The sequence below is a fragment of the Arthrobacter rhombi genome (genome assembly GCF_039526245.1).
Lineage (GTDB): Bacteria > Actinomycetota > Actinomycetes > Actinomycetales > Micrococcaceae > Arthrobacter_H > Arthrobacter_H rhombi.
The window spans coordinates 1-588 of sequence record NZ_BAAAIV010000031.1; the positions used below are offsets into that span (position 1 = coordinate 1).

Consider the following 588-nt stretch of genomic DNA (forward strand, 5'->3'; position numbering starts at 1 on the left):
AGCTGCGCCAGGGAACCTACTTTCCCGATTGGCTGCTCGAGCGCCGAAAACGCGCCGAGACCGCGATGATCACCGTGGTGGCGGACTGCTACCTGGCCGGGGTCTCGACCCGCAGGATGGACAAGCTCGTGAAGACCCTCGGAATCCACTCCCTCTCCAAATCCCAGGTCTCGCGCATGGCTGCGGACCTTGACGAACACGTTGAAGAGTTCCGCCATCGGCCCCTGGGCGTGGCCGGCCCTTTCACCCTCGTGGCAGCTGACGCGTTGACCATCAAGGTCCGTGAGGGAGGACGCGTTGTGAACGCGGTCGCCATGGTCGCCACCGGGGTCAATGCCGACGGGCGCAGGGAAGTGCTCGGGGTGAAGACCGCGACCAGCGAGACCGGGGCAGCGTGGAACACGTTCTTCGCCGACCTCGTCGCCCGGGGACTGACCGGCGTGCAGCTGGTGACCTCGGATGCCCATGCAGGGCTGGTCGAGGCGATCAAGGCGAACCTGCCAGGGGCCAGCTGGCAACGGTGCAGAACGCACTACGCTGCAAATCTGATGGGGATCTGCCCGAAGAACCTGTGGCCTGCGGTGAAGG

1 protein-coding gene is annotated in these 588 nt (G+C 65.6%); it reads left to right on the top strand.

The window, feature by feature from the left end:
• The coding region (locus ABD088_RS17205; protein WP_343903206.1) for an IS256 family transposase at nucleotides 1–588 on the top strand (588 nt) is incomplete at both ends.